The 25,938-nt window shown below is 58.9% G+C and carries 22 protein-coding genes; 9 read left to right on the top strand and 13 right to left on the bottom strand.

Annotation, left to right across the window (positions count from 1 at the left end; translation table 11 throughout):
• Positions 1-498 precede the first annotated feature (498 nt).
• Positions 499-1,821, top strand: coding sequence for an O-acetylhomoserine/O-acetylserine sulfhydrylase (locus HMPREF2849_RS03430; protein WP_070595948.1), 1,323 nt, complete (start codon positions 499-501; stop codon positions 1,819-1,821).
• Between the two features lie 45 nt (positions 1,822-1,866).
• A complete protein-coding gene (locus tag HMPREF2849_RS03425) occupies positions 1,867-3,003 on the top strand; it encodes a homoserine O-acetyltransferase MetX (protein WP_016422137.1) in 1,137 nt (378 codons plus the stop codon).
• A 6-nt stretch (positions 3,004-3,009) separates the two neighbouring features.
• Here the strand turns inward: HMPREF2849_RS03425 and HMPREF2849_RS03420 are convergent, their stop codons facing one another.
• The 5 genes from HMPREF2849_RS03420 to HMPREF2849_RS03400 form a co-directional block, all read right to left on the bottom strand.
• The gene (locus HMPREF2849_RS03420) at positions 3,010-3,378 is read right to left on the bottom strand and encodes a DUF3017 domain-containing protein (RefSeq protein WP_005510063.1); all 369 of its coding nucleotides are present in this window, start codon (positions 3,376-3,378) and stop codon (positions 3,010-3,012) included.
• Positions 3,379-3,398: 20 nt separating this feature from the next.
• Positions 3,399-4,256, bottom strand: a complete 858-nt coding sequence (locus tag HMPREF2849_RS03415; RefSeq protein WP_005510041.1) for a bifunctional methylenetetrahydrofolate dehydrogenase/methenyltetrahydrofolate cyclohydrolase — start codon at positions 4,254-4,256, stop codon at positions 3,399-3,401.
• A 67-nt stretch (positions 4,257-4,323) separates the two neighbouring features.
• Positions 4,324-4,863: a tRNA (cytidine(34)-2'-O)-methyltransferase gene (locus tag HMPREF2849_RS03410; RefSeq protein ID WP_070862599.1), complete on the bottom strand. Its 540-nt coding sequence runs from the start codon at positions 4,861-4,863 to the stop codon at positions 4,324-4,326.
• A 31-nt stretch (positions 4,864-4,894) separates the two neighbouring features.
• Positions 4,895-6,859 (bottom strand): alpha/beta hydrolase family protein, encoded by a 1,965-nt coding sequence (locus HMPREF2849_RS03405; RefSeq protein ID WP_070862598.1) that lies wholly within the window; start codon positions 6,857-6,859, stop codon positions 4,895-4,897.
• Between the two features lie 18 nt (positions 6,860-6,877).
• Positions 6,878-10,117, bottom strand: coding sequence for an error-prone DNA polymerase (locus HMPREF2849_RS03400; protein WP_070862616.1), 3,240 nt, complete (start codon positions 10,115-10,117; stop codon positions 6,878-6,880).
• Positions 10,118-10,364: 247 nt separating this feature from the next.
• Here HMPREF2849_RS03400 and HMPREF2849_RS03395 point away from each other — a divergent pair, with 247 nt between their 5' ends.
• The 3 genes from HMPREF2849_RS03395 to HMPREF2849_RS03385 all read left to right on the top strand — a co-directional run bounded on the left by HMPREF2849_RS03395 (position 10,365) and on the right by HMPREF2849_RS03385 (position 13,043).
• A complete protein-coding gene (locus HMPREF2849_RS03395; RefSeq protein ID WP_070566172.1) occupies positions 10,365-11,231 on the top strand; it encodes a MetQ/NlpA family ABC transporter substrate-binding protein in 867 nt (288 codons plus the stop codon).
• 64 nt (positions 11,232-11,295) lie between these two features.
• Entirely contained in the window at positions 11,296-12,345 is a 1,050-nt protein-coding gene (locus HMPREF2849_RS03390) for a methionine ABC transporter ATP-binding protein (RefSeq protein WP_070545695.1), read from the top strand.
• Between the two features lie 65 nt (positions 12,346-12,410).
• Entirely contained in the window at positions 12,411-13,043 is a 633-nt protein-coding gene (locus HMPREF2849_RS03385) for a methionine ABC transporter permease (protein WP_224433327.1), read from the top strand.
• 24 nt (positions 13,044-13,067) lie between these two features.
• Here HMPREF2849_RS03385 and HMPREF2849_RS03380 read toward each other — a convergent pair whose 3' ends face one another.
• Complete coding sequence (locus HMPREF2849_RS03380) at positions 13,068-13,979, bottom strand: sucrase ferredoxin (RefSeq protein WP_070545690.1); 912 nt, start codon at positions 13,977-13,979, stop codon at positions 13,068-13,070.
• 163 nt (positions 13,980-14,142) lie between these two features.
• Here HMPREF2849_RS03380 and HMPREF2849_RS03375 point away from each other — a divergent pair, with 163 nt between their 5' ends.
• Positions 14,143-14,823 carry an AMIN-like domain-containing (lipo)protein gene (locus HMPREF2849_RS03375; protein WP_049190345.1) on the top strand — a complete coding sequence of 227 codons (681 nt, stop codon included), beginning with the start codon at positions 14,143-14,145 and terminating at the stop codon, positions 14,821-14,823.
• Positions 14,824-14,862: 39 nt separating this feature from the next.
• Here HMPREF2849_RS03375 and HMPREF2849_RS03370 read toward each other — a convergent pair whose 3' ends face one another.
• The 3 genes from HMPREF2849_RS03370 to HMPREF2849_RS03360 all read right to left on the bottom strand — a co-directional run bounded on the left by HMPREF2849_RS03370 (position 14,863) and on the right by HMPREF2849_RS03360 (position 17,710).
• Complete coding sequence (locus tag HMPREF2849_RS03370) at positions 14,863-16,527, bottom strand: Y-family DNA polymerase (RefSeq protein ID WP_070862597.1); 1,665 nt, start codon at positions 16,525-16,527, stop codon at positions 14,863-14,865.
• Positions 16,527-17,222 carry a hypothetical protein gene (locus HMPREF2849_RS03365; RefSeq protein ID WP_070595978.1) on the bottom strand — a complete coding sequence of 232 codons (696 nt, stop codon included), beginning with the start codon at positions 17,220-17,222 and terminating at the stop codon, positions 16,527-16,529. Before HMPREF2849_RS03365 ends, HMPREF2849_RS03370 begins: the two co-directional genes overlap by 1 nt.
• A gap of 182 nt (positions 17,223-17,404) precedes the next feature.
• Positions 17,405-17,710, bottom strand: coding sequence for an antibiotic biosynthesis monooxygenase family protein (locus tag HMPREF2849_RS03360; protein WP_038629377.1), 306 nt, complete (start codon positions 17,708-17,710; stop codon positions 17,405-17,407).
• Positions 17,711-17,775: 65 nt separating this feature from the next.
• Here HMPREF2849_RS03360 and HMPREF2849_RS03355 point away from each other — a divergent pair, with 65 nt between their 5' ends.
• The gene (locus HMPREF2849_RS03355; RefSeq protein WP_246822096.1) at positions 17,776-18,537 is read left to right on the top strand and encodes a hypothetical protein; all 762 of its coding nucleotides are present in this window, start codon (positions 17,776-17,778) and stop codon (positions 18,535-18,537) included.
• 4 nt (positions 18,538-18,541) lie between these two features.
• Here the strand turns inward: HMPREF2849_RS03355 and guaA are convergent, their stop codons facing one another.
• From guaA to guaB, 4 genes are all read right to left on the bottom strand, one after another.
• On the bottom strand, positions 18,542-20,116 hold the full coding sequence (gene guaA, locus HMPREF2849_RS03350; protein WP_070429826.1) for a glutamine-hydrolyzing GMP synthase: 1,575 nt from the start codon (positions 20,114-20,116) through the stop codon (positions 18,542-18,544).
• A 13-nt stretch (positions 20,117-20,129) separates the two neighbouring features.
• Positions 20,130-21,878, bottom strand: a complete 1,749-nt coding sequence (locus HMPREF2849_RS03345) for an FAD-dependent oxidoreductase (RefSeq protein WP_049169947.1) — start codon at positions 21,876-21,878, stop codon at positions 20,130-20,132.
• 119 nt (positions 21,879-21,997) lie between these two features.
• Positions 21,998-23,146 (bottom strand): GuaB3 family IMP dehydrogenase-related protein, encoded by a 1,149-nt coding sequence (locus HMPREF2849_RS03340; RefSeq protein WP_016422120.1) that lies wholly within the window; start codon positions 23,144-23,146, stop codon positions 21,998-22,000.
• Positions 23,147-23,196: 50 nt separating this feature from the next.
• Positions 23,197-24,726, bottom strand: coding sequence for an IMP dehydrogenase (guaB, locus tag HMPREF2849_RS03335; RefSeq protein WP_016422119.1), 1,530 nt, complete (start codon positions 24,724-24,726; stop codon positions 23,197-23,199).
• 263 nt (positions 24,727-24,989) lie between these two features.
• Here guaB and HMPREF2849_RS03330 point away from each other — a divergent pair, with 263 nt between their 5' ends.
• The gene (locus tag HMPREF2849_RS03330; RefSeq protein WP_038629374.1) at positions 24,990-25,358 is read left to right on the top strand and encodes a DUF5319 domain-containing protein; all 369 of its coding nucleotides are present in this window, start codon (positions 24,990-24,992) and stop codon (positions 25,356-25,358) included.
• Between the two features lie 137 nt (positions 25,359-25,495).
• Positions 25,496-25,819: a WhiB family transcriptional regulator gene (locus tag HMPREF2849_RS03325; RefSeq protein ID WP_016422117.1), complete on the top strand. Its 324-nt coding sequence runs from the start codon at positions 25,496-25,498 to the stop codon at positions 25,817-25,819.
• Positions 25,820-25,938 lie beyond the last annotated feature (119 nt).

Below are 25,938 nucleotides of genomic sequence, written 5' to 3'. Positions count from 1 at the left end.
GCCCTGACTTCCTTAACGGTCTTGACAGTATCCAGTGCTTTTCGGCGCTTTACGGTACCCTTCACCCATACTCAGTCCCCTGTTTGGCTCACCTCGACACTCGGCACCGCAGTGCCTCACCCCATGAGTTACTGACTACCTTTATGACACTTTTGTCCAAAAAATTGCCTTCAAACTGTCATAAAGGTAGTCACTAACTCCTTCGGCAAACCGCCACCCGTCGAACACCACTCGCCACGCACCACCCACGCCCCCCCATACACAGCAGCCTCCACACACACCTAGCCACAGCTCCCTACACACCCCACCCCCCACAACTGGCCACGCCCCAGAGCCAATCAAACCAATCCGTACTAAGCGGGCTATAGCACTCTCGACACAGATACACACACCCTCTTACCTTGGGTTTTTCCAAAACTTTGCAATAGACAGCTTGGTTCACTATTGTTTGTAAGCAACGTTTTGAACAATCTCAAAAACCGCAAGGAAGTATCTGAAATGACCACCAAGTACGACAACAGCAACGCCGCCAACTGGGGCCTGTCCACTCGCGCTATTCACGCCGGCTTCGCTCCCGACGCACAGACCTCCGCGCGCAACCTGCCGATTTACAACACCTCCTCCTACGTCTTCGATTCCGCTGAGCACGCTGCCAACCGCTTCAACCTCTCGGATGCAGGCCCGATTTACTCCCGCCTGACCAACCCGACTGTGGATGCCGTCGAGCAGCGCATCGCCAGCCTCGAAGGCGGCGTCGCTGCCGTACTGTTCTCCTCCGGCCAGGCAGCTGAGACCGCTGCTGTCCTCACCCTGGCTCGTGCAGGCGACCACTTCGTCGTTTCGCCACGCCTTTACGGCGGTACTGAGACCCTGTTCAAGGTCACCCTGCCGCGCCTTGGCATCGACTGCACTTTCGTCGAGAACCCGGATGACCCGGAGTCCTGGCAGGCAGCAGTTCAGGACAACACCGTCGGTTTCTACGGTGAGTCCATCGCCAACCCGCAGATCGACGTCCTCGATATCCCTGCCATCGCCGAGGTTGCACACCGCAACAACGTTCCGCTGATCGTCGACAACACGGTTCCGACCCCGGCCCTGCTGCGCCCACTCGAGCACGGTGCTGACGTCGTGGTTTCCTCCACCACCAAGTTCCTCACCGGTAACGGCTCCTCCCTCGGCGGTGTCATCGTCGACGGCGGCAAGTTCGACTGGACTCAGACCCGCAACGGCCGCTCCATCTTCCCGAACTTCACCGAGGCCGACGAGGCTTACCACGGCCTGAAGTTCGCTGACCTGGGCGCTCCGGCCTTCGCACTGCGCGCTCGCGCTGGCATTCTCCGCGACACCGGCGCTGCTCCGGCTCCGTTCAATGCGTGGGTTCTGGCTCAGGGTCTCGACACCCTGGCTCTGCGCATCGAGCGCCACAATGAAAACGCCAAGGCAGTCGCTGAGTTCCTCGAGAACCACCCGCTGGTCGCCAAGGTCAACTACGCTGGCCTGCCGAGCTCCCCGTGGTACGAGACCCTGACCAAGCTGGGCCTTTCCGGTGCCAGCGGCGTGCTCTCCTTCGACCTGAAGGACGCCGACACCGCCAAGGCGTGGAAGTTCATTGACGCTCTGAAGCTGCACTCCAACGTCGCCAACATCGGTGATGTCCGCTCGCTGGTTGTCCACCCGGCCACCACCACTCACTCCCAGTCCGATGAGGAGGGTCTGACCCGCGCCGGCATTTCCCAGGCCACCGTGCGTCTCTCCGTCGGTATCGAGAACATCGATGACATCATCGCCGATCTCGAGAGCGGCTTCGCAGCACTCGCGTAGACCGTTTGTACACAGACACAGAACGGACTAAGTAGTCTATAAGGCATGAGCTTTTCCCCATCTACCCCGGCCGCCCTCCCACCCGAGGGCGAGCCGGGGCGTGTCTTTATCGGCGATGTCACAACCGAGGCTGGCGCGGTCATCCCCGACGTCACTGTCGAGTTCGAACGCTGGGGTCGGCTTAACGACGACTGCTCGAATGTCATCCTCCTCGAGCACGCTCTAACCGGCGACGCCCACGCTTCCGGCCCCTCGGATGAGTACCACCCGACTGCGGGTTGGTGGAACGGGATGATTGGCTCTGCCCGCGCACTGGATACCGACGAGTACTGCATTATCTGCACCAACGTCATCGGTGGCTGTCGCGGTACAACCGGCCCTTCCAGTCCACATCCGGACGACGGCAAGCCCTGGGGCTCTCGCTTCCCCGCTATCTCCGTGCGCGACACGGTGACAGTGGAGCACCTTGCGCTGCAAGAACTGGGAATTTCCCGCCTCCAAGCTGTCATTGGCGGCTCGTTGGGTGGTGCCCGCGCGCTTGAGTGGTCACTGATGCACCCGGATTTCGTCGGCAAGGCATTGGTGATGTGTGTCGGCGCACGTGCGTCTGCTTGGCAGATTGGTATTCAGTCTGCGCAAATTCAATTCATTGAGTCCGATCCCGATTGGCATGGCGGCGACTACTACGACCGCGGTGTGACTCCGGCCCGAGGTTTGGGATTCGCACGCAGGGTCGCGCATTTGACGTACCGTGGCGAGCTGGAGATGGATGATCGCTTTGGCGCGGCAGCGCAGCCCGGTGAGGATCCGCTGGGCGCGATGCGCACGGAAGATCGTTTCCAGGTAGAAAGCTACCTGGATCACCAAGCGGAGAAGCTTGCCCAGCGTTTCGATGCAGGCTCGTATGTCGTGCTCACCGATACCTTGAATCGGCACAATATTGGCCGTGATCGCGGTGGCCTCAATGAAGCGCTGCACTCGTCAACCGTGCCGACCATGGTTGCCGGTGTGGACACGGACATTCTCTACCCCTTCCACCAGCAGGAGCACCTCGCCCGCAATCTGGGCAACTGCTTGGGGCTAGAAAAGATTGAATCCGCCGTGGGGCACGACGGATTCTTGACGGAGTTCGAACGAGTGGATTCGATTGTGCGTAATTTCCTCGCTCGCGATGTCAGTTAATGTCAGCTAGCTTCCCAGCGCATCCACGCTGACTGCAAGGAATACGATTCCCATCCCGATTATGGAGCAAAACCATAGGTCAAAGGCCCGGGATCGCACAGAGAACACACCTAGAATGCTGTCCGGCAGGTACTGCCTAGCCACACCGAGCAGCATCATTGTGCTTCCCAGCATGAATGTGGCGCGTCGCCACCGCTCCAGCCCCAGAAACACAACGAAGGCGGACATGCCGAAAAAGAGCGCGCCGTAAATCGTATACTGCACCCACATTGGCCACGATGCCCCCGGAGGCGGGGTCTTCGGGCTGTGCGGGTTCAGCATTGGATCCGGCAGATCTTCCCGCCGGGCACGCTGCGCAATTTCCCTTTTCGACACGAGTTGTTCCTCCTGGCTGACTAGGCCAGGCCAGCGAGCTTTTCAGCGCGCTCGACGACATTGCGTACAAGGAAAGCGCGAGTCAGTGGGCCGACACCACCTGGGTTCGGGGATACGTAACCGGCAATGTCCCAGACGTCATCAGCAACGTCACCGGCCAGCTTGCCGTCGACACGCGAAACTCCCACGTCGAGCACAGCAGCACCAGGCTTGACCATGTCTGCAGTAAGCATATGAGCGACACCAGCAGCGGCGATGATGACATCAGCCTGACGGGTTTCAGCGGCCAAGTCCTTGGTGCCGGTGTGACATAGCGTCACGGTGGAGTTCTCGCTGCGGCGAGTGAGCATCAGGCCGATTGGGCGACCAACGGTGACACCGCGGCCGATAACAACAACCTTGGCACCGTTGAGCTCGACGCCGAAGCGTCGCAGCAGGTGGATACAGCCGTTTGGGGTACACGGCAGTGGTGCTGGCTCGTTGAGGACCAGCTTGCCCAGGTTTACCGGGTGGAGGCCATCGGCGTCTTTCTCCGGATCGATGAGCCCCAGAATACGGTTTTCATCCAGGTGCTTCGGCAGTGGCAACTGAACAATGTAGCCTGTGCACTCCGGGCTTTCGTTCAGCTCGGTGATTACTGCCTCGAGCTCTTCTTGCGTGGTGTCAGCCGGAAGGTCACGGCGGATAGAGGCGATACCAATCTGCTCACAGTCGCGATGCTTCATCTTGACGTAAGAGTGGCTGCCCGGATCATCACCAACCAACACGGTGGCCAGCCCCGGGGTGTAGCCGGCTTCCTTCAAACGCTCAACGCGCTTTTCCAGGTCTTCAAAGATTTCGTCTCGGTAGAGTTTGCCATCAAGCTTTGTCGCTGCCATGGCATTTATCTTAGGCACAGGAGCGAATAATGCCCAGAAATGCCCCGTAACAGCCCTCGCCTTGACCCTATTTACCGCCCATAAAGCCCTGCTGACGCCAGACTTCATAAGCAGCCACTGCTGCGGCGTTGGAAAGATTCATGCTGCGACGAGCTGGCAGCATCGGAATTCGGATTAATTGTGTAATTCGCGGATCATCGAGCACTGACTGTTCCAACCCGGTTGGCTCTGGGCCAAAGAGCAGAACATCGGTGTTCGTGTACTCAATATCTGTGTGCCACGTGTCAGCGTGTGCGGTAAAGGCAAAGATGCGGCACCCTTGGCTGGCAAAGGTCTCCAATGCTTGATCGATGGAGTCATGAATACGCACATCGGCCAGGTCATGGTAATCCAGCCCGGCGCGACGCAGATTTTTGTCATCGAAGTTGAACCCCAGTGGCTTGGCCAGATGCAGCATAGCTCCAGAACCCGCACACATGCGGATAGCGTTTCCAGTGTTCGGCGGGATGACAGGCCGGTCAAAAAGCACGTGGCAGGTGTGGCTCGTAATCCAGTCTGTGGAGTTCGTTGGCTCGGAGTTCGTTGGCTCGGTCGTGGCGCTATTCATTTCTTCCGTCAGTTCTTTTCCGCTGTTTCTTTTACTGCTCGTTGTTGGTTTCTGCTGCCGCTGTCGTGGCAGGCGCCGCATCGCACACACCGTGCTCGGTGAAAAACGCGATGATGGTCTCACCGATTAGCGCTCGGCTCCTCGGCTTCGAGAACTTATGGCCCTCTCCCTCGACCACTAGAAAATCGGTGGCCACGCCGTATGCGTCCATGGCGTTGCGCATCTGACCGGACTCTCGCGGAGGCACGTTGGTATCCCACTCGCCGTGGATAAAGAGCGTTGGAGCCTTCATTTCCTCCGCACGGTGCAGCGGCGAGATATCGCGCAGAAGCTCAGCATCCTGGTACGGGTAGCCGTATCGAGGGAACGCGGCCTGAGCCAACCAGGGTTCTGTGGATTGGTAGTAGGTTTCAAAACTTGTCATTCCGCACGCATCCACGATGGCAGCAAACTGATCCGGGTACCACGCCGAGGCCAACAGCGACATGAAGCCACCGTAGGATCGCCCACCCAGGGCAATGCGTTCTGGGTCCGCCAACCCGGCATCAACGAGGAAGGCACGCGCCGCTGCGATATCTGCAATAGCGGCAAAGCGACCATAGCGGTCGCCGGCGTGCTCGAATGACCTACCGGACCCCGAGGAACCGCGCACATTAGGGGTGAACACCACGAAACCCGCCTCCACAATGCTGGCGAGAACATCGTGGTGAATGGGTTTCGCCTGCAGTTCTGGGCCGCCGTGGATATGGATGAAAGCCGGCGGTAGTGCGTTTCCGGAAACGTCATTAGAGCTATTGCGCACCGACTCTGGAAGGTAGAGCCAGCCAGAGAGTTCCAGCCCATCGCGGGAGACAAAGTAGACCAGTTCTGGGGCCGGCATGGTCTCCAGATTCTTCTCTTCCAGAGCCAAAATCCGTTCGGTACGTTCCATATCCAATGGCTCAATGACACCACCGATATTGCGCAGAATCTCCACCGTTGGCGCAAGGCCTGGCCCTTCTACTGTCAGGGAGATCAGCTCACCGTCCCCGGAGATTGACAGCTCGCGCGCAACCATGCCCGGCAATTCCACATTGCGGCGCACCATCACCCGCATGTCGTCAGTCTGCGGGTGAAGGCCAAGGGTTAGCACCTCGAGCGTGCTGACCCCACCGCTATTCCACAGCACAGCCGCAGTGGAGGAATCCTCACTAATGACGAATTCTTCGACGTCTTGATCCGGATTGCCAATGAACTCCTCGACATCAACTTCGATGCCGATCTTCATATCCAAAATCTCCGCTGCGGTCGATTCCGCTGTACGCGGCTCCGTGGTGCTGATACCGCTGTCGGGAGTAATACCCAGGCGCAGGATGCGACGCTGTTCCGCGCCATGATCTGAGAGCACGAATGCGGTCAGCTTCTCCTGCCCCGGATGCGCCAATAAGACACCGGCATCCGTGGTAGAGCCAGGATCGGATGGCAACAGCGGCTGCCACTGTTGCCCCGGCCCGACTAGTAGTAACTCCCGGTGGCCTCGCGGGCCCACCCGCACGAGGCCAAACCCACTTTCAGCCGCTACCAGCTGGCTGTCAGTGCGTTTATCAATGACCTCATACTTTGAGTTTGTCGGGTTGACCAAACGTGCATAGTTAATGCCCTGGGCATCGACCGCGTTCATCGCCAGGAGATCGTTATCCCATTCCACCAGTGTGGCGCGCATATCCGCATCCATGCGCAGGGGGCGGGCACCATCGACCTCCGGATCGGTGGATACCAGCCAGGTCTGCAGTCGCTCCGTACCGTACGGAGAGACCTCGCAGGCAATCCACTTTCCATCCGGGGAGTGCAGCACTCTGGTAACCGGGCCTTCCACCGGCAGTTTCACGGGGCGCTCCTCCCCTAGCCCCTCCGGAGTAATCTCCTGCTGTACCGCACGCGGGTAGCCGCTATCGCGGACAATAAAGGCGATTGCACTCCCATCCGGTGCTAACGAGGATTCATAGGTCTGGCGCATAACAATCCATTCTAATAGTCAGCGAAAATCTCTACTTTGACCTGCCACCACCGGCTGACCCAGAGCCTCGGACATATCCACCAGACGATCGGCCACGATTGTCACCGCACCAGAGGCTGTCTGCGCGATACCGCGCACCACCATCGCCCGCGAATTCACCGCTACCGGCCGAAAACGATTCCACAGCCCCGGTGTACACAGCACATTCACCAGCCCAGTTTCGTCCTCCATTCCCAAAAATGTCACTCCGCCAGCTGTCCCTGGACGTTGCCTATGTGTCACGACTCCCGCCACTTCTACTCGTGTTCCGTCGGGCACTGCTTTCAGTTCCGCAGCAGGCACCACTCCACGTTCCTGCAGGTCTGCCCGCAACGCGGCCACCGGGTACTGCCCCGGGGTCACTCCCGTTGCCATCAAATCGGCAGCTGCCAGCTCAAACTCCGTCATGCCGGGCAACGCCGGTGCGTCGGCAAGCGTGAGCCCCGGCAGCATGCCCTCACTTTCCGTCGCCGCCACGCCCGCCGCCCACAGTGCTTGACGACGGTCAATCCCCAGCGACCCAAGTGCTCCTGCGCGCGCCAGTGCTTCCATGTGCCCAACACCCAGCCGAGCTCTGCGGGCGACATCTGCTGCGTTGACAAATGGCCGCGCTGCGACGATACGTTCCGCCACGTCATTGCCCACACCGGCAATGGCACCGATCCCCAAACGAATACGACCATCGATGACGCTGGCTTCCACGCCTGAAACTGCGATATCCGGACCATCGCAGCCGATACCGTGCCGGCGGGCATCGGCAATCAACGACTGCGGAGAGTAAAACCCCATGGGCTGAGCACGGAGCAACGCTACACAGAACTCCGCCGGATAGTGGTACTTAAACCAGGCCGAGAAATACACCAAGGAGGCAAACGACTGCGCGTGTGATTCAGGGAAACCGTAGGCGGCAAAGGCCACTATCTTGTTCCACAGTTGTTCCCCAATATCCGCATCAATGCCACTGGTGCGCTCCAGCCCAGCCAGAAAACGGGCATGGAGCGCTTCCATTTTGGCCACTGAGCGCTTCGACCCCATAGCGCGGCGCAGCGAGTCCGCTTCCGCCCCGCTGAAATCCGCCGCATCGACGGCCATTTGCATCAGCTGCTCTTGAAATAGCGGAATGCCCAGTGTCTTCCCGAGAGACTTCTCCAACACCGGATGCTCATAGGTCACCGGTTCGAGTCCATTTCGGCGGCGAATGTAGGGGTGCACGCTACCGCCTTGAATGGGGCCTGGGCGAATGAGTGCCACCTCCACCACCAGATCAAAGAACTCCCTCGGCTTCAGTCGGGGCAAGGTGGCCAGCTGCGCGCGCGATTCCACCTGAAACACGCCCACCGCGTCCGCGCGTGCCAACATCTCGTAAACCTCCGGTTCAGCGACATCTATTTCCCACAGGTTCACTCGGCGCCCATGCTGTTCATAGACCAAGTCAATGCAATGGTGGATGGCCTCCAGCATTCCGAGGCCAAGCAGGTCGAACTTCACCAGTCCCGCTGCCGCACAGTCATCCTTATCCCACTGCACTACTGAGCGCCCCTCCATGCGTGCCCATTCCACTGGCACGACATCCGCAATCGGCCGATCACAAATCACCATTCCGCCAGAGTGAATGCCTAAATGACGAGGCTGCCCACGAAGCTGCTCCGCCAGTTTCCGCACCGGCTCCGGCGGACACGCTTCCCGGTCTCTGACCCACGCATCGATAACGCCCTGCGAGTATCCCAACACCCGCGCCGCATCGCGCAATGCGCCGCGCCGCCGGTAGGTAATGACATTGGCTACCTGCGCAGCATTGTCACGACCATACTTTTCATAGACGTATTGGATAACCTCTTCCCTACGACCAGACTCGATGTCTACATCAATATCCGGCGGACCATCCCGTTCTGGCGACAAAAACCTCTCGAACAACAGCCCGGCGCTAATGGGGTCAACATTGGTGATCCCCAGCGCAAAACACACCACCGAGTTAGCGGCCGAACCGCGCCCCTGCGCCAGAATTCCCGCCCGGCGACAGAACTCACAGATGTCGTGCACGATGAGGAAGTAGCCCGGAAAGCCCAGCTCTCGAATCACAGTCAGCTCATGTTCTAACTGCGCCCACGCCCGCGCTTGCACGGAGCCGTCCCCAGCTCCATCGACCGGACCATACCGCCGCCGTGCCCCCGCACGGGCAATTTCCCGCAGCCAGGAGTCCTCATCGTGGCCCTCTGGCACTTCCCAGCGAGGCAACTCAGGCGCAATGAGGTCAAGCGTAAAAGCACACTCACCTGCAATGTCCTGTGTTGACTGCAGCACCTGCACCCCCAGATACCGTGTTGCTGCCGCTAGCTCCTCCCACGAACGCAACCAAGCTCCGCCTGCCGGCTCCAGTCGTGACTCGAACCCGTCTAAGTCCTCCCGCACAGCAAGGGCCTGCTTCGCCCCAGCCAACCGGCTTGCCGCAGGCGAGGCCGCCGTCGCAGCAGAGGAAACCACCTCCCGCAGGCCATACTTCACAGCTGCGGCCGAAATAGCCTCCTCATCATCGGCCGCCTCTGCTGTGGAGCTCAGGCGGTGCTCGAGCGCCACGTTCTCCGCACCGAAGGCCGCAATGAGCTCTTCCAAGTCGCCGACCCAGCTGACGTCGGCAAGCACCTGCCAGAAACCACCTGCGTCCTCCCCCAACTCTGGCAGTGGAGGATAGCGGACGACGGACTTCTCCCCTGCAGACATATGCGCATCACACAGTGCGTGGCTCAGGCGCCGATAGCCCTCGGGACCCCGCCCCAGCACCGTGAGGGGCCGCTGCGGAAGCCCCAGCTCCGCGCCGATGATTGTGGCAATACCAGCCTCCGCTGCAGCCTCGGCAAAACGAGCGATTCCATAGAAACCATCGCGATCTGTCAGCCCCAACACGTTTAACCCCAAACGCGCAGCCTCGGACACCAATTCTTCCGGATCCGATGCGCCATGCAGGAATGAATAGCTCGAACGACAGTGCAATTCCGCCTTAATATCCGCAGGCGAAAATGACACGCCACCTCCGCCACTAACACCGCTTTCCGGAGCTTCAAAAGCCCCAACGATGGAATCTGACAGCTGCCCCCGCCAGCCATTGAAGCTGCCATTAGGCTGTAGTTTTCCTGAAAATTTACCCGATAGAATACGCTCAATCCGCGACCAGCTCAGTGGCCGACCGGACTGCTCCGACTGTCCGTCCGAGATGTTTTCCATGCCATGAACATTAACCCACCCTACGGACTGCATTCAAACGTATTTTCGATTAGTATGTGCATTAAGCGCCACCCCCGGGACGCATCCGTAAGTCACACCTCAGCCACGTTCGACTGTTTAGGCTGAAGTTGAATTTTCAGCACTACCTGGGCAAGTGCTAGCCTTAACCCCAGAATTAAAGACAGCTTGGTCTAGTTCTGCCTTAAAACTTCAGCTAACAAATCCCATTAAATAAGGAGACCCCTCGATGAACCTCAAGCGTTTTTCCGCCGGTGTACTTACTGTCGCGTTCGCCGCAACCGGCCTTACCGCCTGTGGCAGCTCGGATGACGCCATTCGTATCGGCACCACGGATGCCGGCAAGAAGGCCTGGACCGTTTTCGAGCAGAAGGCTTCTGAACAGGGCATCGATCTGGATGTTCAGCCCTTCTCCGACTACCAGACCCCGAACCGTGCACTCGATGAGGGCCAGCTCGACGTCAATCTCTTCCAGCACATCAAGTTCTTGGCTGAGTACAACGTCGGCGCTAAGTCGGACCTGACTCCGATTGGCTCGAGCGAAATTGTCCCGCTGGCTCTGTTCTGGAAGGACCACAAGTCGGTTGATGAGCTGGAGAAGGGCACCGAGGTCGTCATCCCGAACGACCCGTCCAACCAGGGCCGCGCTATTAACGTGCTGGTTCAGGCTGGCCTGCTGAAGCTGAAGCAGGATGACCTGCTGACCCCGTCCCCTGCTGACATCGATAAGGAAGCTTCCAAGGTCACGGTTCTGCCGGTGGATGCCGCTCAGACTCCGGCCGCCTACGGTGAGGGCAAGCCTGCCATTATCAATAACTCCTTCCTGGACCGCGCCGGCATCGACCCGAACACCGCTATCTTCCAGGATGACCCGAACTCCACGGAGGCAGAGCCGTACATCAACGTCTTTGTCACCAAAGCTGAAAATGCTGACAACCCGAAGTACGCGGAGCTCTCCAAGATCTGGCACTCCAAGGAGGTCCAGGACGCAGTCGCAGAGGACTCCAAGGGCACCTCGGTTCCGGTTGACCGTTCGGCTGAGGAGCTGCAGGACATTTTGGACCGCGTCGAAGAGCAGCAGCGCGAGCAGAACTAACGCCACTGCCACTTAAGTACCGCCCAACACCAGGGAACACAGACCAAGGGGCACTGATTCATTCGTGACCAACAGGGGAACGAAGCTCGAATTCCGCGAGCTGAACAAGCAATTCGGCGACGTCACCGCGCTCGCCGACATCAACCTAACCGTTGAACCCGGCGAAATCCTCGGCGTCATCGGTTATTCCGGCGCCGGTAAATCAACGCTCATCCGTATGATTAACGGCCTGGAAAAGCCAACATCAGGGCAGGTTTTGCTCGATGACACCGACATCGTCGGCATCTCCGAGCGCCAGCTACGAGGCCTGCGCCGCAATATCGGCATGATCTTCCAGCACTTCAACCTCTTCCATTCGCGCAACGCGATTCGCAACGTTGAATACCCGCTGGAACTGGCCGGGATGCCGAAGGCCAAGCGCCGCGCTCGCGCCCAGGAGCTGTTGGAGTTTGTCGGCCTCGGCGACAAAGCGGAGTCCTTCCCAGAGCAGCTCTCGGGTGGACAGAAGCAGCGTGTCGGCATCGCCCGTGCGCTCGCCACCGAACCGACGCTCCTGCTTGCCGACGAAGCCACCTCGGCACTCGACCCGGAAACTACTTCCGGTGTCCTGGATCTGCTGCGTCGCATCAATCGCGAAATGGGCGTCACTATCGTGCTGATTACCCATGACATGTCGGTTGTACGCGGTATCGCTGACCGCATGGCCATCATGGAAAATGGTCACATCGTCGAAACCGGTACGGTCCACGAGGTCTTCGCCAATCCCAAGACTGAGGTTGGCCGCCGCTTCGCCACCACCGCACTGCGCGATGTTCCAATTGGCCGTGAACGCGATTCGGTGAATCAGTCTGCCGAGAGCGCAGCGGCTCGCCTGATCACCATCACTATCAATGACGGTGTTGACCTCGGTGCTCTAGCACAGGCCACTAGTGCCCACGGTGTCGCCGCCTCGGTGGCACACGGTGCAGTCGCCAATGTGCAGGCGAAGTCCTACGGTCGCCTTACTTTGCGGTTGACTCCGCTGACAGGTGATTCCGCCTCGGATTCCTCTGATTTCGATGCCGCCATTGCTGCCATTTCCGAACTGACACAGGTAGAGGAGCTTGCATCATGATCGGTCTCTTAAACTCTCTGCCATCGGTGAGTGGCAAGGACACCAACTGGGAGAGCCTCGGCCCAATGCTGGGCGAGGCATTCGGCCAGACGCTCTACATGGTCTGTGTCGCCATGCTGATTGGTGGTGTTGCAGGTCTGGCAATCGGCGTGCTGCTCTACACCACCCGCGACGGTGGCGTGTTGCGCAACAAGTTTGTCTACCAGGTCCTCAATGTCCTGATTAACTTTGTTCGCCCAATCCCGTTCATCATCTTGGTTACGGCCATCGGCCCACTGACAAAGAACGTGGTCGGCACCACGATCGGCACCGAAGCCGCGGTGTTCGTCATGTCGATTGCCGCCACATTCGCCATCGCGCGACTGGTGGAGCAGAACTTGATGTCCATCGACCCCGGCGTGATTGAGGCCGCCCGTGCGATGGGCGCAAGTCCGTGGCGCATCATCCGTACGGTCGTCGTGCCGGAGGCACTGGGCCCACTGGTACTTGGCTACACCTTCGCATTCATCGCCGTGGTCGACATGTCGGCTATGGCCGGCTACATCGGCGGCGGCGGACTGGGCAACTTCGCAATCACCTACGGCTACCAGGCATTCGACTGGAACGTCACTCTGGTGACAACCCTGGTCATCATCTTCATCGTCCAGTTGGCGCAGATCTTCGGCAACTGGCTCTCCAAGAAGATTATGCGCAGGTAGCCGCACACATTAGCTAGCCATTAGCTAGCGGCGGGTTACTTCGACCGCAGCCCAGCCCTTCTTTGGCCCTGGAGCATCACCGCAGGAAGACACAACACCTTCTGTGGTGATTTTCTCCAGGGCCACTTCGTATTCCACGACCTTGTCGCGGTCGCTGGGGCCGTCGTAAAGCACGACGACCGCAGTCGTACCGTCGACGTCAACGCGTGCGACGTCGTCTACGCCCCACGTATCTGCTTGACGACGCACAGCCAACTCGGCTGCCTGCCCCTGCGGGGTGTAGATACCACGGCCGCGGCAGCCCTCTGCATGCACGATGCCCCGCTGAGCGTCTTCGATAACCCCCTTGGCGTCCACCGCACTCAGACGTCCAAAGCTGTAATTCCATGGCAGCAGTACGCTAGCCGGCGCAAAGCGGTGCCCCTTAGAGTGGGAAGTTTCCCACACGACCTCTGGGTAGAGGTTGTGCATCGCCGCAGCGAGCGGGCGACCTTTAATCGCACAGCAACGATCGCGCTTACCGTGCGTACAGATGAGAAACAGTGGATGGTCTAGACGAGTGGCCCCCTCGGTGGGCTGTCCAAGCCGGATATCCAGAGTCATCAGGCCTTTAACATCGGCAACCATGCGATGTTCGAGGAAAACCTCAGAGCCATCCGCTGACTCGCAATGCGCGATATAGACGTTAACGCCATCACACGGCTGCTGGCCGATTCGGCCTGGTTTGCGAATTAGCTGCAACGCGCCACCGCGCTCAGATAACCAGGCTTCTACCTGACCGGTGATCTCTGCTCCCCATACCCCGCCGTCAAAAATATCGTGAGACCAACCGAGTTGGTGCTCCAACGCAATAAAGAGCTTTCCGGCTTTTGCAGTACCGGGAAGCGGCTCAGCCATCTGAGCGGAACAGGTGGTATCAAATTTGGCCTGGCTCATACACCTAAGCGTAATTGAGTGCCTCTGCGATTGGGTCTTAGGTCGCAGCGTTCACCCCTGTTTTATTACTATTGTGCAACACTTTGACAACAAATAACTTTGACCTCGACTTTTGCAGTTCAACTTGTTGAAATTCCGCAACTGCGCACATACCGTCGGACGTATGAATACGAAATCGCTGGATGCTTCGCGCACTCGTACCCGTATCGCGGCATCCCTGTGCCTCGCATTGGGTCTAGCTCTCGGTGCCTGCTCCTCTGACTCCTCCTCAGACTCGGCTGCTGCACTGTCTATGAAAACTGACTCAACCGCTGGCACCTCCGATTTGTCGAGCAGCTCTAGCAGCTCCACTAGCTCGTCTGCGGCGGCGCAGACCACCATGGATGACGATGCTGCTCCGGAGGGCGATTTCAATAGCTCTTCTGCAGAAGCTGCTCCTTCCGATGGCGCTTACTTGGGTATTCAAGATGTCCGCGTCGGTTCCCACGACGGTTATGACCGTATTGTCTTTGAACTCACCGGCGAGGGCACACCGGGATACTTCGTCCGTTACGAGGATGTCCCAACCCAGCAGGGCTCCGGCAAGCCGATTTCTGTCGACGGCACAGCCAAGCTGGTAATCGACTTGCGGGGCATGGGCTACCCCTTTGATTTCCAGATGGAGGACTTCCCCTCTGACTCGGTCAAGCCGACATCGACGTCCGTTATTAAGGAAGTCGTCGGTGCCGGAACCTTCGAGGGGCAGACTCAGTATGTCGTCGGGCTCAAGGGAGATAAGACCCCGTTCAAGGTTTTCTCGTTGAGCAATCCGAACCGCCTGGTTATTGACTTCCAATCGAAGTAATCGGTTTGCCCACCGACGCACTCCTCCTCCACTGCGTCTCTACGCGTAAGCACCCTCGATTCTCCATGCGCCGGCATGCCCTATGAGCAACCAGGCGGCGATGGTACCGTCATTCGCTACCGCACGGATTTGTATTCTTGCCGCTCGGCGAGCCTCATCGGGTACCCACCAGCGCTCATCAATCGGCCAGGGCCCAGCCCACGATGACACGCGATATGTTGTTACTCCATGTCGCACCAGGGACGGTTCCGCCGTCATGGTCGCTCGCCCAGTTACGCCCACGGTGTGCCCATCGGCGTCGAGCACTTCCACCTCTGCATTCGCAGTCGCAGGAATAATTGCCGGATTGGGAGCAAGAACAGCTCCCGGCCATGGCTGATTAATTTCCGCGGTTTTTGTATTTTTGGGGTTTTCTCCGAAAGCGACAAATCCCACTCTTTCGCCTGGGCCACGCCCGCCCTGCATGATTGGTTGCTGTACTGCCTCTGACCCCAGTAACCCCTGCACACGCTCGGCAGCCCGGCGCGCTTTGGCTCGCGCATCATCACTACCGTGCCACAGATCCTGCTTTACGGCCCCGGCGGCGACCACATCCAGTGGCTCTAACTGCAGCTCTACAATTCCGCGGCTGTCATCTCCATCATTTTCCTCAGCGCCGTCAACAGTTCCAGCAACAGTGCCGCTGTCCCCTCGTGGCTGCTGCCGATTCCTGTTATTCAGCCAGCCATCGAGCTGCCACCGAACCCTGTCAGCCGTAGTCTGTTCTGCCAGTGGCTCAGTGCAGCGCCATACTCTGCGCACCTCTGAGCCGTCACTAAATTGCGCCACTACCGCTAAGCGGTAACACGAATACCCATGGTTAAAAAGTTTTTCATGCAGTTGCCCAGCTAGAAAGCGCGCGACGAATGAGGCCTCATCCACTCTCCGGAGTGGACTCTCCCAAGACTGGTAACTCACAGCCAGTCCGGGCGGCAAAGATCGCGGCGCCACCAACCGCACTTCCCCACGGCAGGCCAAATCGTGCCATCTAGCCCCCTGCGCCCCAAACCTGTTGGCTATATCCCGCTTCGGTAACGCAGCGACATCCCCCAATGTGCGCAGGCCGAGTTCCTGCCACGACTTCGCAAGCTCTGCGGGCATCTCCAGTGCACTTTCCGCCCTCAGCTCCACCAGAGAGATTCCCTGCCGAAATCTTTGGCCTTCATCCTCCCCGGGAGCTACCAGCACTCCCCTGCGCGCTGCCAAAATAGCCGTCACAATATCGTCTGCGAGTCCCAAGCTGCAGTCCACGCCCGGTACCGCAGCGGCATCAAGCAGCTTTTCCAAGGCCACATCCTGTCCGCCGTAATAACGCATTACCCCTCGCGCTGCCACAACCGCCAAGCCTGGCCGTAGAGCTTCGACACCAGCTGCCACCGCCTCCAACCGTTGCAGCACGGATTCGAATTCCGCAGCGTCGCGCACCGCACTTTCCTCGACAACCTCCAGTTCCGGGCACAACGCTTCCGCATGGCGACGACTTTGCCCGCGCCGCACCCCTGCACGGCGCGCACTTGGAGAACAAGCAGCGACTCCGCTATCACCCACAATTGCAACTGGACTGAGCGGATTAGCCTGCGACGTCACAGATGCTAGATGCGCTGCCTGCACTGGCCAATCAGGAAGCCATAGCGCCACCACACGGCTCGATTCCGCCGCTGCCATTAGGACCTCCTCTGTGCGGGAAAGGCGACCACATTGTTCTGTTCCACCTGTTCCCCCACCCGCCAACGGCACTGCCTCCGCGGAAACCGCGTCCCCGACACACTGACGTGGTAATCCACTGCCCGAATCCGGCCATAACCAGTACCAATCCCGGAAACACCAGCAACAGAGCTGGAAATTTCCGACTCAGCGCCCGGCCACTGCTGCCCGACAAAAACCAGAGCACAACCACTCGTGCGCAGTCGTGCCTGCAGCGGACGTGCCTGCGACGGCGGCGGAGTGCGTGCCAACGAAGCCACCACCAAGTCAACGCCGTCCGCCAACAGCCCAATTACTTCAAGTGGCTGCATTCCAGGATCTGGCACACAGACAATGTTCGATAGCTTCCCGCCCAACTCCACCACGGAGAGCAACCCCTGCTCGGAGAGCCCAACTAGCGCAACATGACCTGTCTTCGTAACTTCCGCGATTAGGCCTGCCAATACCGCACCGGGCTGTTCAATGACACTGACAGCCCCTTTTCGCACTGCTCCCGCCAACGTATTTTCCAACGCCACCGGCACCGGCAGCGCCTCACCGAGCCCAAAGGTTGCACCAGTTGCAGTCCCACCAGACTGGGCTGCCATCGCCTGCCGCAATGCCGCAATAGTCTGCTCCCTAGACTGCCCCGCAGCAATATTGACCGCCGTTGTCACTTCTTGTTCCACCTCATCTCACTGCCATGCTCACCACGAACCCTGCTCGAATATTCTTTCCCAACAAGCGGATTAAACACTACCTTAAATAGCACGTACGTTCGATATTAATGTGCGAAGAAAAGCGCCGCACACCACCGCGCGACGCTCTAACCTCAGCCGAACACTACATTGCGTAATGCTTACGCCTTCACATCCAGGACTACATCGAATTCGAGCAAATCAGCCGACGACGACACCGGCTTGCGCTTTTCGCCCTCATGCGATGCCTTGAACGCACGGCCCTCACGCCACCCCTGGTAGGCCTCCTCGCTCTCCCACTCAGTGAAGACGAAGTAGCGGCTCTCCCCTGCGGTTGGACGCAGCAGCTGGAAACCAATAAAACCCGGGACATCGGTCATTTTCGAAGAGTTAGCGGAAAAGCGACGTTCGAGCTCTTCTCCCGCACCCTCAGGAACGGTAATAGCGTTAATTTTTACAATGCTCATGGTCATAACACTAGCCACACGACTCTCAACAATCTATAGTTCCACCGCTACTAAACTTAAGAAGTATGACTGAATGCAGCCGACGCCAACACTCTTCAGGGCCTTACCAAGACGCAACTCAACGCACGACAAAATTTATCAATAACCCCGTGCGGCTGGGGACGGCGATTGGCGTCATCACCGCAGTGATTACGCTGCTCGCGCTGCTTAACGCCCATATCATCGGCGCCATTGGCTGGTGGATCCTGATTGCGCTTCTACTCGCACTCATTGGCATCACCATTTTCCCGCGCCACGCAAAAACACCCACCAAAGAAACTCGGCCATCCTATTTCGCCGAGCCGATGCGTGAGTCACCAAACGACATCTCTTGGACCTCCAGCGTAAGCGTGCTGCTGATTTTCCCCGGCTCATGGATTATTGCTGCTGTCGCCGAACGAATCTCCTCTACACCGATCGCCTGCATAGTGACCCTAGTTCTGTCCGCCATCACCGCTACCTGCGCAATCCTGCCGCGGCAATTCGGCTTCCTCCCGATGTCCACACAACTTCCCGACGACTTCGCCCAACGCTGCCCTTATCCCGCCGACTCACCAGAGGCCCGCATCCTCGCGGTCCTCTTCACCGCACGTCTGCGCGACAACTACGTCTTCTTCACCGACCAGCTGTCTTACTTCGCCATGCTTGACGACGATGCCGTGAGCGCAGCCCTCCACACACTCGTGGCCGATAAGCGCATCACCATCACCAGGAACAATTCGGCCCTGACGGAAAAGGGCCGTGCCCGCGAGTTTGCACAACTCACAGACACGGCCCTTGCCAACTAGTGGCTTACTCCCACTCAATGGTTCCCGGCGGCTTGGAGGTCACGTCCAGGACCACTCGGTTGACCTCCGGCACCTCGTTGGTGATACGGGTGGAGATCTTCTCCAAGGTGTCGTACGGAACGCGAGTCCAGTCAGCGGTCATCGCATCCTCAGAGGAAACCGGGCGCAGCACGATTGGGTGGCCATAAGTACGACCATCACCCTGGACACCAACCGAGCGGACGTCGGCAAGCAGGACGACCGGGCACTGCCAGACAACCTCGTCCATACCTGCGGCCGTCATTTCCTCGCGTGCAATGGCGTCGGCGCGACGGAGGGTATCCAGACGCTCCTCATCGACAGCGCCGATGATGCGGATACCAAGACCCGGGCCCGGGAACGGCTGGCGAGCGACGATTTCTTCCGGCAGCCCCAGTTCGCGGCCGACCGCACGGACCTCGTCCTTGAACAGCAGGCGCAGCGGCTCAACGAGGGTGAACTCAACGTCATCCGGCAGACCGCCGACGTTGTGGTGGCTCTTAATGTTGGCGGTACCAGAACCGCCACCGGACTCAACCACATCCGGGTACAGGGTGCCCTGGACCAGGAAGTCCACGGTCTCGCCCTCCGGAGCGCCCTCCAGCGCCTGTGCGACAGCGCGCTCGAAGGAGCGGATGAACTCACGGCCGATGGTCTTACGTTTGGTCTCCGGATCGGTGATATCAGCCAGAGCATCCAGGAAGACCCTGGAATCGTCGACGGTAATCAGCTTCGCACCAGTTGCGGCAACGAAATCCTTCTCAACCTGCTCGCGCTCGCCCTGGCGCAGCAGCCCATGGTCGACGAAGACACAGGTCAGACGGTCACCAATAGCGCGTTGCACAAGTGCGGCGGCAACTGCGGAGTCAACGCCGCCAGACAGACCGCAAATTGCGCGACCGGTCTCACCGACCTGATTACGGACCTGCTCAATCAGCTCTTCCGCGATGTTAGCGGCAGTCCAGTCCGGCTCCAGGCCAGCAATCTCATACAGGAACTTCTCCAGAACCTGCTGACCATACGGCGAGTGGTTGACCTCCGGGTGGTACTGCACACCGGCCATGCGCTTTTCCAAGCACTCGAAAGCCGCTACCGGAGCACCCTTGGTGGACGCCGTAACGGTGAAGCCCTCCGGTGCCTTAGACACCGCGTCACCGTGGCTCATCCACACCTCGTGTGTCTCCGGCACACCAGTGTGAGCGACACCGCCACCATCGACGACGTTCAGCTGCGTGCGGCCGTACTCACGGTCACCGGTAGCAGCAATCGTGCCGCCGAGCACCTCAGTCATCGCCTGGAAGCCGTAGCAAATACCAAACACCGGAATGCCCAGCTCAAGCCACTCTGGGTTGAGCTTCGGGGCACCTTCGGCGTAGGCACTGGACGGGCCGCCGGACAGCACCAGCGCGGCCGGGTTCTTGGCCTTAATTTCTTCGGTCGTCGCATCATGCGAGACCACTTCGGAATAAATTTTTGCCTCGCGCACACGTCGCGCGATGAGCTGCGCATACTGCGCACCGAAGTCCACGACGAGGACGGGCTTAGTCACCTGTTCAGACACGCCCTAAAGCTTATCAAGACTTACGGACTGCGGGCATACCCAGGTTCAGTGCAGCCGGAGCATCTTCCGGCACAGCCGGGTTCACCGGAGCAATCGGATCCAGGCGCACGTAGGACTCACCCTGCGCCGGACGCTGATCTTCCTCACCCTTATTCGGCCACAGCGACGTTGCACGCTCCGCATTCGCGGAAATCGACAGTGACGGGTTCACTCCCGGGTTGGCTGCCATCGCCGAACCGTCGTGAATCGAGAGCGTCGGGTAACCCCACACACGCAAGTACGGATCAACAACGCCGTTTTCGGGTGAATCCGAAATCGTTGCGCCGCCAATGAAGTGAGCTGTCAAAGGAATGTTTGCCAACTCACCGATAGTGCCCCCAGCCAGCACACGACCATTCCGACCACGTGCACTGAGCTTGTCCGCCGCACGTTGCGTAGCTTCGTTACCCGACGGAATCCACGTCGGATTCGGCTCCCCCTCGCCCTGCTTACTCATCAGGAAACGCACCGGCCCGATCTTTTGCAGGTACGTCGTAATCGAGTTGTCGCGATTCTGCATCACCAGAGAAATCACGGTGCGCTGCGACCACTTACGCAGATTCACGAGCTGCGTCAGGTAGTTAGGATGCTTTACGACGGTTCCCACAGCCTGCAACCATCGCGGAGTCCGACGACCTCCTTCGGTCATAATCATCTGCAGCATTGCGATGGCATTAGAGCCCTTACCGTAGCGCACTGGCTCGATATGGGTGTCCTCGTCTGGGAAGAATGACGAAGTGATGGCTACACCGTTAGAGAAGTCATTTTCCGGGTCCACCTTCGTACCCATCGCGCCCAAAATAGCCTCGGAGTTGGTGCGGGTCAGCTTGCCCAAAGACTTCGGCAGCAGCGGCAAGTGCCCATCGGCCTGCTGGCGGTGCAGCAAATTCTGGGTGCCCCAGGCACCGGCGGCGAGAATGACGCGCTTAGCGCTAAACTGCTGCTTGCCCTTAGCTACCCAACGGCCAGTGCGCTCAGTGTCAATAACCCAGGAGCCATCAGCCTGAGGATGCAGGCCAGTAACGGTAGTGCGGTCAAAGACCTGCGCACCGAACTTCTCCGCCAAGTAGAGGTAGTTTTTAACCAGGGTGTTCTTGGCATTGTGACGGCAACCAGTCATGCACTCACCACATTCCGTACAAGCAGTACGGTCCGGGCCAATCCCCCCGAAGTAAGGATCGGAAACTGTTTGCCCTGGCGCACCCTGTCCACCTGTCTTGGCTCCGAAGAACACACCCACCGGAGTCGAGCGGAAAGTATGGCCCACTCCCATATCTTCGGCTACCTCACGCATGACGACGTCGGCAGGCGTGTCGGATGGGTTGGTGACCACCCCGAGCATGCGAGATGCATTGTCATAGTGCGGAGTGAGTTCTGACTCCCAGTCGGTAATGTGCCCCCACTGACGGTGCTGGAAGTATTCAGTGCCCGGCTTATACAGAGTGTTTGCGTAGTTAAGAGAACCACCGCCGACGCCGGCACCAGCGAGAATCATGACATCTTTCAACATGTGCACGCGCTGGACGCCAAAGAGTCCCAGCTTGGGAGCCCACAGGTACTTGTGAAGCCGCCAGCTGGTCTTGGCAAAGTCTTTATCTTCGAACCGTCGACCAGCTTCGAGAACTGCCACTCGGTAGCCCTTTTCGGTCAACCGCAAAGCAGAAACAGAACCACCAAAACCGGAACCGACGATTACAACATCGAAATCACGTTGTTTACTCATGGGAAAAGCCACCTTCTCTAAGGGCGTAACGCTAATGCGCGGAACTCATGTTCCTAACCCTAAGCGGAGGTGGCTTTTCAGTAAGGTAGTTTTGCGAAAAAACTATCCGATTACTTTAATTAAAAACCCTTCGGACGTACCGACAGCTCAACGCGGTGGAAGGACTTCAAGTTGGTAAAGCCGCACTTTGCCATTGCGCGACGCAGGCCACCGGCGAGATTGCGGTCACCGAACGGCGAAGCGGAAGGGCCAAACAGAGCCTCTTCCAGGCTGACCAATTCCTTCTCATCGTCGACGACCGGCCACACCGCACCGCGCGGGTACTTCGGGTGTGCCGCAACAGACGGCCAGGCGTAGCCCTGCCCCGGAGCTTCGTGGACGGTTGCCAGCACACTGGACAGTGCCACAGCATCCGCACCGCAGGCGATTGCCTTGGCAATGTCACCGACGGTATCAATGCCGCCATCGGCAATGATGTGGACGTAGCGCCCCTCGGTCTCATCGAGGTAGTCCTTACGAGCAGCTGCAGCATCCGCAATAGCGGTAGCCATTGGCACATCGATACCGAGCGCATCCGGGGACGTCGTAAAGCCCGTACCGACAATCACACCAGCGGCACCTGAACGCATCAGATGCAGCGCAGTCTGGTAGTCGACAACGCCACCGGCGATAACTGGAACGTCCAGGCTGCCGATGAAGTCCTTGAGGTTTAACGGTTCACCCTGAGCCGTGACATGCTCTGCGGAAATCAGCGTGCCCTGGATAACCAACAAGTCGATGCCGGCCTTGATAGCCAGCGGAGCCAGCTCACGGGCATGCTGCGGGGAGACACGAACTGCAGTAATCGCGCCGGTTGCGCGAATCTCCTTGATGCGCTCAACCAACAGGTCAGTATCAATTGGAGCAGAGTGCAGTTCCTGCAGCTTGCGGTTCACTGCCTCGGATTCACGCTTGGTGGCGGCATTCTTTGCCAACTCCACCAGCTCGGCGATCTTGTCCTGCGCATCGGCGTGACGGGCCCAGATACCCTCGGCGTTCAGAACCGCCAAACCGCCCAGGCGAGCAAACTCAGCGACGGATTCCGGGCTGGCGATGGCATCTGTCGGATGCATCATCATCGGGAGTTCGAAATCGTAGGCGTCAATTCGCCAGGAGGTATCGACGTCCTTGGACGACCGGGTACGCCGAGTGGGAACGAGTGCAATATCGTCCAACTCGTAGGTCCGGCGTGCCTCGCGGCCAATACCGATTTCAACGATGTCGCGCATGAGCTTTCCTCACATGCCCTTTCCGTGGAATTTAACTCGACTAAGCCAGTTTAGCGCTGGTAGTAGTTCGGCGCTTCGACAGTCATCTGGATATCGTGCGGGTGCGACTCGCGCAGGCCTGCAGCGGTGATCTGGACGAACTGTGCGTCGTGCAACTGCTCGACGGTAGCGGAACCGGTGTAGCCCATAGCTGCACGCAGACCACCGACCAGCTGGTGAACGATGGAGTCGATACTGCCGCGGAACGGAACACGCCCCTCAATGCCTTCCGGAACCAGCTTCTCTTCGCTCTTGACATCAGCCTGGAAGTAGCGGTCCTTGGAGTAGGAGCGCTTCTCACCGGTCAGGCCGCGGCCCTGCATAGCACCCAGCGAGCCCATGCCACGGTACATCTTGTACTGCTTGCCGTTGACGAAGGTGACCTCACCCGGAGCCTCAGCGGTACCTGCCAGCATCGAACCGAGCATGACGGAGGATGCACCGGCTGCCAGAGCCTTGGCGATGTCGCCGGAGAACTGCATACCGCCATCGGCGATAATCGGAACGCCAGCCTTCTTAGCTGCGACAGAGGCTTCCATGATGGCGGTGATCTGCGGGGCGCCCACACCTGCGACAACGCGAGTGGTGCAAATCGAGCCTGGGCCGATACCGACCTTGATGGCATCTGCACCCGCGTCAATCATGGCCTGTGCAGCGCCACGGGTAGCCAGGTTGCCGCCGATAATCTGGATGTTCTCGCCGAATTCCTTCTTAACGCGGGAGACCATCTCAAGTACACCTGAGTTGTGGGCGTGAGCGGTATCAACAACGAGCACGTCTACGCCTGCGTCAGCCAATGCGTGCGCGCGCTTCCAGGAGTCCTCGCCGGTACCGATACCAGCACCGACCAGCAGACGGCCGGAACCATCCTTGGAAGCATTCGGGTACTGATCCTTCTTGACGAAGTCCTTGACGGTAATCAGACCAGTCAGGCGGCCTTCGCCATCGACAATCGGCAGCTTCTCCACCTTGTGAGCGCGCAGCAGGTTCAGCGCCGCATCGCCAGACACACCCTGCTCAGCCACGACCAGCGGCATCGGGGTCATGATTTCGGAAACCTTGCGGTTCAGGTCTGCCTCAAAACGCATGTCACGGTTGGTGCAGATACCGACCAACTTGCCGTCCTTATCGACGACCGGCAGGCCCGAGATGCGGTAACGAGCGCACTTGGCATCTACCTCGGCGATGGTGTCATCCGGGGAACAGGTCACCGGGTCGGACACCATGCCAGCCTCAGAGCGCTTCACAATCTCGACCTGCTGAGCCTGCTCCTCGATAGACAGGTTGCGGTGCAGGATACCCATACCGCCCTGGCGGGCCATGGCAACAGCCATGCGGGCCTCGGTGACGGTGTCCATAGCAGCGGACACAACCGGAATGTTCAGACGCAGCTCACGAGTGAGCTGCGTCGAAGTATCAACGCCGGAGGGGATAACGTCCGAAGCATCCGGCAGCAGCAGGACGTCATCGAATGTAAGGCCGACTAGTGGAATCTTGTTGGGATTGTCTCCGCCGAGGCTAATTCCCGTGGGGTTGGTCATGGACTCCTCCTGCTCCACCCTTGCCGACATCCGGCCAGGGGCGCTATCGCTTCGTGGTTGCCAAACGTTATATACAGGGTAGTCCTTCAGTGATGAAACGCGACAATTAGGCGGAGCGACAGGTGCCCGACAAGGGTTAGCCGAAAGCTAGCTGAGGGTTATTCCAAGGTGAACTAAACCCCAACTAAGTGCATCGCCAATCGACAGGATTGCCGTACAGAGCTGTTACGGTAGTGGTTGTGAACCACAACTTTTTCTCATCCATGCCGCGGGATCCGTTCGAAGGAGATCCCAATGACCCGGCAAGCTTTCTCGAGCCGGATGAGCCGTTTGCTCCACTGACAGACCAGGAACGTCGAGAGGTTCTTGAAGATCTGGCCGCAGTTCGCCTATTCCGCACCGCTTTGAGCCCAGAGGGATTACTGGGCGTCTGCATGTTGTGTGAGGACTGCGGTGACGAGCACTTTTACAACTGGGAAGTTTTGGAAAACCACTACCTGATGCTCCTGTCTGGACAGGCGTCCCCGGTTCACGAGCCACAATTCGATCCAGACCCCTCCCGTTACGCCCCATGGGACTACTGCGCAGGCTTTGTCGACGGTCTGCGTTCTCGCCGACCTGGCCGTTTCTAAAAATTTGATAAGAGTTTGACGGAATTGTTTGCGTAGTATCCCGGCTGGTCTCCTTAGGTTTACCAACCGTTCATTGTTGGCCTCCACACTTGAGCTCACTGCTTCAAGAAAGCTCAATGAAGGAGACATCAATTCCGATGACGTACATCGACCACTTGCCCGGGCCCAATGCGGATTTGTGGGATTGGCAGCTGCACGGCTCTTGCCGCGGGCAGGACTCCGCGACCTTCTTCCACCCGGAAGGCGAGCGCGGACGCGCACGCAGCCTACGCGAAGCCCGTGCGAAGGCTATCTGCCGTTCTTGCCCCGTTCTTATGCAGTGCCGTAGTCACGCACTCAAGGTTGGTGAGCCATACGGTGTCTGGGGCGGTCTCAGCGAATCTGAACGAAATGAAATCCTTCGAGCTAAGCCGGCCGCACGTGAACGCGAACTTGAACGCGTTCTAGTCACTGCCATGTAGTCCCTCCCCTCTCTCGGACTCCAACCAGTTCCATTTCACATAAAACCAAAATGCTCCCCACCCTCAGATTGAAAGGTGGGGAGCATTTCAGGGTTAAGTGACAAAAAGTGTGTCTGATT

The sequence above is a fragment of the Corynebacterium sp. HMSC073B01 genome (genome assembly GCF_001838255.1).
GTDB classification, from domain to species: Bacteria; Actinomycetota; Actinomycetes; order Mycobacteriales; family Mycobacteriaceae; genus Corynebacterium; species Corynebacterium jeikeium_D.
This window is presented reverse-complemented; position numbering and strand designations above follow the sequence as displayed.